At 65.7% G+C, this 5676-nt stretch carries 6 protein-coding genes and 1 tRNA gene; 4 read left to right on the top strand and 3 right to left on the bottom strand.

Annotation, left to right across the window (positions count from 1 at the left end):
• Nucleotides 1-171: 171 nt before the first annotated feature.
• On the top strand, nucleotides 172-330 hold the full coding sequence (locus WCL10_RS20380; RefSeq protein WP_336897476.1) for a hypothetical protein: 159 nt from the start codon (nucleotides 172-174) through the stop codon (nucleotides 328-330).
• A gap of 347 nt (nucleotides 331-677) precedes the next feature.
• Here the strand turns inward: WCL10_RS20380 and WCL10_RS20375 are convergent, their stop codons facing one another.
• The gene (locus tag WCL10_RS20375) at nucleotides 678-1064 is read right to left on the bottom strand and encodes a RidA family protein (RefSeq protein ID WP_336897475.1); all 387 of its coding nucleotides are present in this window, start codon (nucleotides 1062-1064) and stop codon (nucleotides 678-680) included.
• A gap of 309 nt (nucleotides 1065-1373) precedes the next feature.
• Between WCL10_RS20375 and WCL10_RS20370 the strand changes: the two genes are divergently transcribed.
• The gene (locus WCL10_RS20370; RefSeq protein ID WP_336897474.1) at nucleotides 1374-2513 is read left to right on the top strand and encodes a patatin-like phospholipase family protein; all 1140 of its coding nucleotides are present in this window, start codon (nucleotides 1374-1376) and stop codon (nucleotides 2511-2513) included.
• Here WCL10_RS20370 and WCL10_RS20365 read toward each other — a convergent pair.
• Both WCL10_RS20365 and WCL10_RS20360 read right to left on the bottom strand, forming a co-directional pair.
• Complete coding sequence (locus WCL10_RS20365) at nucleotides 2501-2848, bottom strand: gamma-glutamylcyclotransferase (protein WP_336897473.1); 348 nt, start codon at nucleotides 2846-2848, stop codon at nucleotides 2501-2503. The two genes, WCL10_RS20370 and WCL10_RS20365, sit on opposite strands and share 13 nt — an antisense overlap.
• Before the next feature lie 36 nt (nucleotides 2849-2884).
• A complete protein-coding gene (locus WCL10_RS20360; protein WP_336897472.1) occupies nucleotides 2885-4180 on the bottom strand; it encodes a GGDEF domain-containing protein in 1296 nt (431 codons plus the stop codon).
• Between the two features lie 133 nt (nucleotides 4181-4313).
• On the opposite strand from WCL10_RS20360, the gene WCL10_RS20355 reads away from it, so the two are divergent.
• Together WCL10_RS20355 and WCL10_RS20350 are read left to right on the top strand one after the other, a co-directional pair.
• On the top strand, nucleotides 4314-5093 hold the full coding sequence (locus WCL10_RS20355; protein ID WP_336897471.1) for an NAD kinase: 780 nt from the start codon (nucleotides 4314-4316) through the stop codon (nucleotides 5091-5093).
• 78 nt (nucleotides 5094-5171) lie between these two features.
• Nucleotides 5172-5246: transfer RNA gene (locus WCL10_RS20350), tRNA-Asn, on the top strand.
• Nucleotides 5247-5676: the final 430 nt, after the last annotated feature.

Raw genomic sequence — 5676 nt, 5'->3', positions numbered from 1 at the left:
CAGTTTCGCGCAGAGACGCAGAGGTAGCAGAGCGCGCCGAGAAGCATACCAGCAGCGCAGCAACAACGTTCCCATGGCAAACAAGGCCTGCAGCAGCGCAAAACCTCTCTGCGGCCCCTGCCTCCTCTGCGTCTCTGCGCGAACCCCTTTATTGTTACGGTGAGGGTTAAGATGACAGGTGCAACAACTCCCAAACTCCATACCCTGAGCGTGCGGGCACTGCAAGATTGGCTGCACCAGCAGGCCGCCCACGCCTACGTTGCCTTCCGCGCCGATCCCTCGCGCGGCCTGTCCCTCGAGGAAGTCCGCGCCTCCATCGGCGAGCGCTGATCCTCCCCCAACGGGGGAGGGGACCGCCCGCAGGGTGGTGGAGGGGTAACGGCACTCGCCGCCGTTCGGGTTCAGGCGCTACCCCTCCGTCATCGCTGCGCGATGCCACCTCCCCTGTGAGGGGAGGATCGGCCACCGCATCATTTTCCTACATCGCCCAAACCTGTCATAACCCCCGAGCCGCCCTCCCGGGCCGCTCTTTGACAGCGTCGATCAGCTTGAAAATGCCATGCGCCAGACCGTGTCCGGATGTCACTCTCACACATCTTTACGGTTATATTTCAGAAGGTTGCATGGCAAAATCGAGGGTGACACGGTGTAACCCTGTGTAACCCTCGGGTCCCCCCTCACCCCGCATGCGCAATCACATCGATCTCCACCATCAGCTCCGGTAGCGCGAGGCTCTTCACCTCCACAATCGTGTCCGCCGGCCAGGGCGGCGTGAAATAGCGCCGCCGTGCTTCCACGATGGCCGGGAAGTTGGCCATGTCGGTCAGGTAGATCGTCACTTTCACGATGCGGCTGCGGTCGCTGCCGCCGGCGGCCAGCACGCGGTCGATATTGGCGAAGGTCTGCGCCAGCTGCGCCTCGAAATCGCCCACGCCGACCAGCTCGCCCTCCGGGCTGAGCGCCGCCTGCCCCGATAGGAACAGCAGGCTGCCCACCTGCCACCCCGGCGAAATGGCATATGGGGCGAGCGGGTCGGGCTCCATGCTGATCACTTTGACGGTCATGCGAAGTCTCTCCCCCAAGGCCTTGGCTCAATCCCCGTACCCATGCACCAATCGCCGCACCCGCGAAAGTTCTCGCAGAGACGCCAAGGAGGCAGAGAGCGCAGAGAGAAAATGGTCAGCGGCTCAGCCGCATGATCGATCGTGCAAGCCCGCAATGCGGACAGACGCCCTGCGGAACAGCGAAACCTCTTCGCGCCCTTTTTTCCTCTGCGCCTCTGCGAGAAACCCCGTGCAGACGCTCCAGACGCGATACCATGCCCCAATCACGCCCCCCTTGTGCTATGCGCTGCCTTGAACGGAGAACCACGCTTGCCCCCCATCATCAGGACAGTCCTCCTCGCCGCCAGCCTCGCGCTCTCGGGCTGCGCCACGATCAGCCGCGAACCGTTCAACGAGACACAGCAGGCCGATGCCACGATCCCCGGCATGCCGCAGGCGCGCTTCTGGGCCGATGCGCCGGGCGCCGCGCGGCTCATGGCGCCGCCCTATGCAGGCACGCAGGGCGAGCGCTCGATGCTCGCGCTGTCGGGCGGGTCGGACAACGGGGCCTATGGCGCCGGGCTCCTCGACGGCTGGACCAAAGCCGGCACGCGGCCCGAGTTCGCCGTCGTCACCGGCGTCAGCACCGGCGCGCTGATCGCGCCCTTCGCTTTCCTCGGCTCCGATCAGGACGCGACGCTGGAGAAGCTGTTCACCACGATCTCCGCCAAGAGCATCTACAAGAACCGCTTCCCCCTCGCCATCCCGCTCTCCCCCAGCATCGCCAGCACCAAGCGGCTTGCGCGGATGATCGGCGTGGTGATGACCGATGCGCTGATCGATCGGATCGCTGCGGAGCATGCGCGCGGGCGGCGGCTGTTTGTCGGCACCGCCAATCTCGATGCGCAGCGCATGGTCATCTGGAACATGGGCGCGATTGCCGCGAGCAAGGCGCCGGGGCGCTACGGCCTGTTCCGGCAGGTCCTGCTCGCTTCCTCGGCGATCCCCGCCTTCTTCCCGCCGGTGATGATCAAGGCGCAGGCCGGCGGCCGCGAGATCAGCGAAATGCACGTCGACGGCGGCACCACCGCGCAGATCCTCACCCTGCCCGATACGGCCATCGTGACGGGCCAGGTGCCAAGCGTCCTCAACCAGCTGCACATCTACATGATCGTGAACAACAAGCTCAACGGCGAGTTCAAGCTGGTGAAGCCGCGCACCGTGCCGATTGCCAGCCAGGCCATCTCGCTCAACTTGCGCCGCGCGACGGCAAGCACGGTGAACCTCAGCTATCTCTACGCCAAGGCGCACGGGATCGATTTCAACCTGAGCTTCATCGCCAAGGACTACCCCGCGAACGACAAGAACCTGTTCGACACAGCCTTCATGGGCGCCCTATTCGCCTATGGTCGCAAGCTGGGCGAGACGGGGACATTCTGGGCCAAGCGCCCGCCCGATCAGGACGAATAGGACCCGTCCGCCGCCAGATAGATCCACGCAGGGACCAGCCCCGCCGCCGTCTCCACCATCACCTCCCCGCGCCGGTACTCTGCCCCCTCGAACGCATCGAGCCGCGCCCAGTGCTTGGGCAGATCGGCTGAGGAGAACAGATGCACGGCAATCGCCTCGCCGCCTTCATCCAGCACCAGCGCCGGATAACCCAGCGCCGCGCCCCAGCCCGTCTCGACAAGCCGCCCCCGGATCGTGCCGACAGTCCATTCGCCCGCCAGCCCCGCCAGCTGATGATGGTTCACCCGCCCGGGCGCAAGGGTGCCGTAAGTGGCAAGGCGGTGGTCGATGGTCATGCGAAAGTTCTGTCCTACAAGCACCTGCCCGCGCTATCACCCGCCCGCCGCCAACGCCGCAAAGTCTTCCGCAGAGATCGGGCCGGAACGCAGGAAACCCTGAAACAGATCGCAGCCCTCGCCTTGCAGGATGGCGAGTTGCCCTGCGGTCTCCACGCCTTCCGCGATCACCTTGAGGTCGAGCGCGCGCGCCATCGCCACCATCGCCGCAAGGATCGCCCGGTCGCGCGCGTCGTGCTCGATGTCGCTCACCAGCGAACGGTCGAGCTTCAGCGCATCGAGCGGCAGCGCCTTGAGCGCGCGGAAATTGGAAAAGCCCGTGCCGAAATCGTCGAGGGCAACATTGATGCCGAGCCCGGCAAGCTCGCGCAGCGCCGCCGCGCAGGCTTCGAAATCGGCGATCAGGGTCTGCTCGGTAATCTCGATCGTTAGCCGCTCGGCGGCAAAACCACTCGCCGCCAGCGCCGCGCGCAAGGTCGCGGCAAAATCGCCCACGGCAAAGTCTTCCGCCGTGACATTCAGCGAAAGCCGCAGCGCATCCGCCCCGGGCCACGCTGCCGCCATCGCCAGCGCGCGCTTGCCGATATGGCGGGACAACTGCGCCACGTGATCGCCCCGGTCGGCCACGGCAAACAGCGTTTCGGCGCAGATGCGGCCAAAGCTCGGGTGCTCCCACCGCGCGAGCGCCTCCGCCCCGGCCAGCGCGCCCGTGCCGACATGGAACTGCGGCTGGAACAGGATCGCGATCTCGTCGCGGTGGAGCGCGCCGAGCAGATCGCCCTCGAGGTTCGCCGCGCTGCGCCCCCGCGCCGGGTGGCTGCCATCGGCCCAGAGCACGCGCCGTCCGCTGCGCCGCTGCAGATCACCCGATACCTGATCGAGCCGATCAAGCAGCGCTGCGCCCGTTTCCCCCGGCCGCCCGCGCAGCAGCGCAGTGCGCGGCGCAAGGCTGAGCCGCTCGCCGTCGACCACCAGCGGCCGCGCGATCGCACGCCCCAGTGCTTCGGCCAGCCATTGCCACCGCTCGCGCGAGAGTGCCGCGCGGCTTGCAACAAGGAACGCCCCGCCCGCAGCGCGCGCGACAAGCGCCTGCGGGCCGAGTTCATCGGCCACGAAATCGCGCAGGCGCCGGGCCACTTCGACAAGCACCCTGTCCCCGCCCGCCATGCCATAAGCAAGGTTCACTGCCGGCAAGCGCTGCAAGCTTACGAGCATGGCCTGGACAAAGCCTGTCTCGCCCACCCGATCGAGCCAGCGCGCCGCGCTGTGAAGGCCGGGAAGGCCGGTCAGAACATCGCGATCGTCGCCAGATGTGAGCACGGTGCCAGTCATCACGAGCAGCCTTAGGCGATTGGCTTCGCGAAATCATCCTCGCTTTGCCATTTGGCATTGCACCAGTTTGGGTCGCTCCATATCACGGGGCGCGGATGCTGATCGCAGCACCGCTGCAGGAGAGCTCCGACCCATGCCTGATGCACCCCGGCTGGCGCTGCTGGCGTCTCCCACCGACCGCGCGCAGGAAGCGGAGTCCGCGCTTACCGCCTCGTACGACTGGGTGCCTCTGGAGCAGGCGGACATCGTGGTCGTGCTCGGCGGCGACGGCTTCATGCTGCAGACCTTGCACCACATGCTCGACACCGGACGCGTGATCCCGGCATACGGGCTCAACCTCGGTACCGTCGGCTTCCTGATGAACCGCCATAAGGCGAGCCGCCCGATCGCGGAGCGCGTTGCCAAGGCCCGCGCGATTGCGGTGGCGCCGCTGCTCATGGAGGCGACGACGCAGACCGGCGATCATCATTCCTCATGGGCGATCAACGAGGTCAGCTTGCTGCGCGAAACGCGCCAGACCGCAAGGCTGGAAGTCTCGGTCAACGGCAAAGTGCGCATGCCCGAACTCTCGTGCGACGGCGTGCTGGTGGCGACCCCGGCGGGCTCGACAGCCTACAACCTTTCCGCCAACGGGCCGATCCTGCCCTTGGGCAGCGCGATGCTCGCGCTCACGCCAATCAGCCCGTTCCGGCCACGGCGCTGGCGCGGAGCGATCCTGCCGGAAAGCTGCGAGATCCGCTTTCGCGCGCTCGAATCGGTAAAGCGCCCGGTCCTCGTGGTGGCTGACCAGAAGGAAGTACGCGACATCAGCGAGGTGCGCGTGAGCGCGGCGCGCGAGCATCGGCTGACCTTGCTGTTCGATCGGGGCAAGAGCCTCGACGAGCGGATCTTCGCCGAGCAGTTCCTGGCGTAGTTTTTACGGCAATCTGGCGCTTGCCAAACCGGAAACGCCTGCTATTAGCCCGCTCCTGCCCCGGGCAACCGGGTCTGGTCCCTGATAGCTCAGCGGTAGAGCTCTCGACTGTTAATCGAGTGGTCGTAGGTTCGAATCCTACTCAGGGAGCCACACCCCATCAAAAAATCTTTTATCTTCAACAGGCTACGGAAAATTGGCTTTCGCGGCCAATCATTTGTTCGCACACTCGAATTGCGCGAATTTGCTCCCTCCGCATCGGCCAGCGCTTGGCAATCGCGGCGTAATGCGTCGAAAATGGTGAATTCTTCGGATATGAGGATGCGCCCTTGGCCGCCCTCGATCGCCTCGAACTTTGCCGCCAGCGCCGTCGCGGTCGATATTGGCGCTAGGAACATGGATTCGCGCAGATCTGTTGCCCGCTAGCATAGCAGCTCGCCCTCAGGCTCATCCGCTGCATGCGGTCCTGTCTCGAATGCATCTTCAGCAGCGCGCCATTCGGCATGGAGTCGCCAGAACGCCGCGTCCTGGTCGTACAGCCACCCTTTGAGCGGCCAAGACCCTGACGCGGAGTCCCCCTTTA

Origin of the sequence: Novosphingobium sp., assembly GCF_037133355.1 — a bacterium.
GTDB lineage: Bacteria > Pseudomonadota > Alphaproteobacteria > Sphingomonadales > Sphingomonadaceae > Novosphingobium.
The sequence above is the reverse complement of the archived record's forward strand: the minus strand, read 5'-3'. Positions and strand labels throughout refer to the sequence as shown.

Excerpts from the sequence above, each read along its gene's own strand:
- WCL10_RS20365 (WP_336897473.1), bottom strand. The coding sequence starts at position 2,848 with ATGACCATCGACCACCGCCTTGCCACTTACGGCACCCTTGCGCCCGGG.
- WCL10_RS20355 (WP_336897471.1), top strand. The coding sequence starts at position 4,314 with ATGCCTGATGCACCCCGGCTGGCGCTGCTGGCGTCTCCCACCGACCGC.
- WCL10_RS20375 (WP_336897475.1), bottom strand. The coding sequence starts at position 1,064 with ATGACCGTCAAAGTGATCAGCATGGAGCCCGACCCGCTCGCCCCATAT.
- WCL10_RS20380 (WP_336897476.1), top strand. The coding sequence starts at position 172 with ATGACAGGTGCAACAACTCCCAAACTCCATACCCTGAGCGTGCGGGCA.
- WCL10_RS20360 (WP_336897472.1), bottom strand. The coding sequence starts at position 4,180 with ATGACTGGCACCGTGCTCACATCTGGCGACGATCGCGATGTTCTGACC.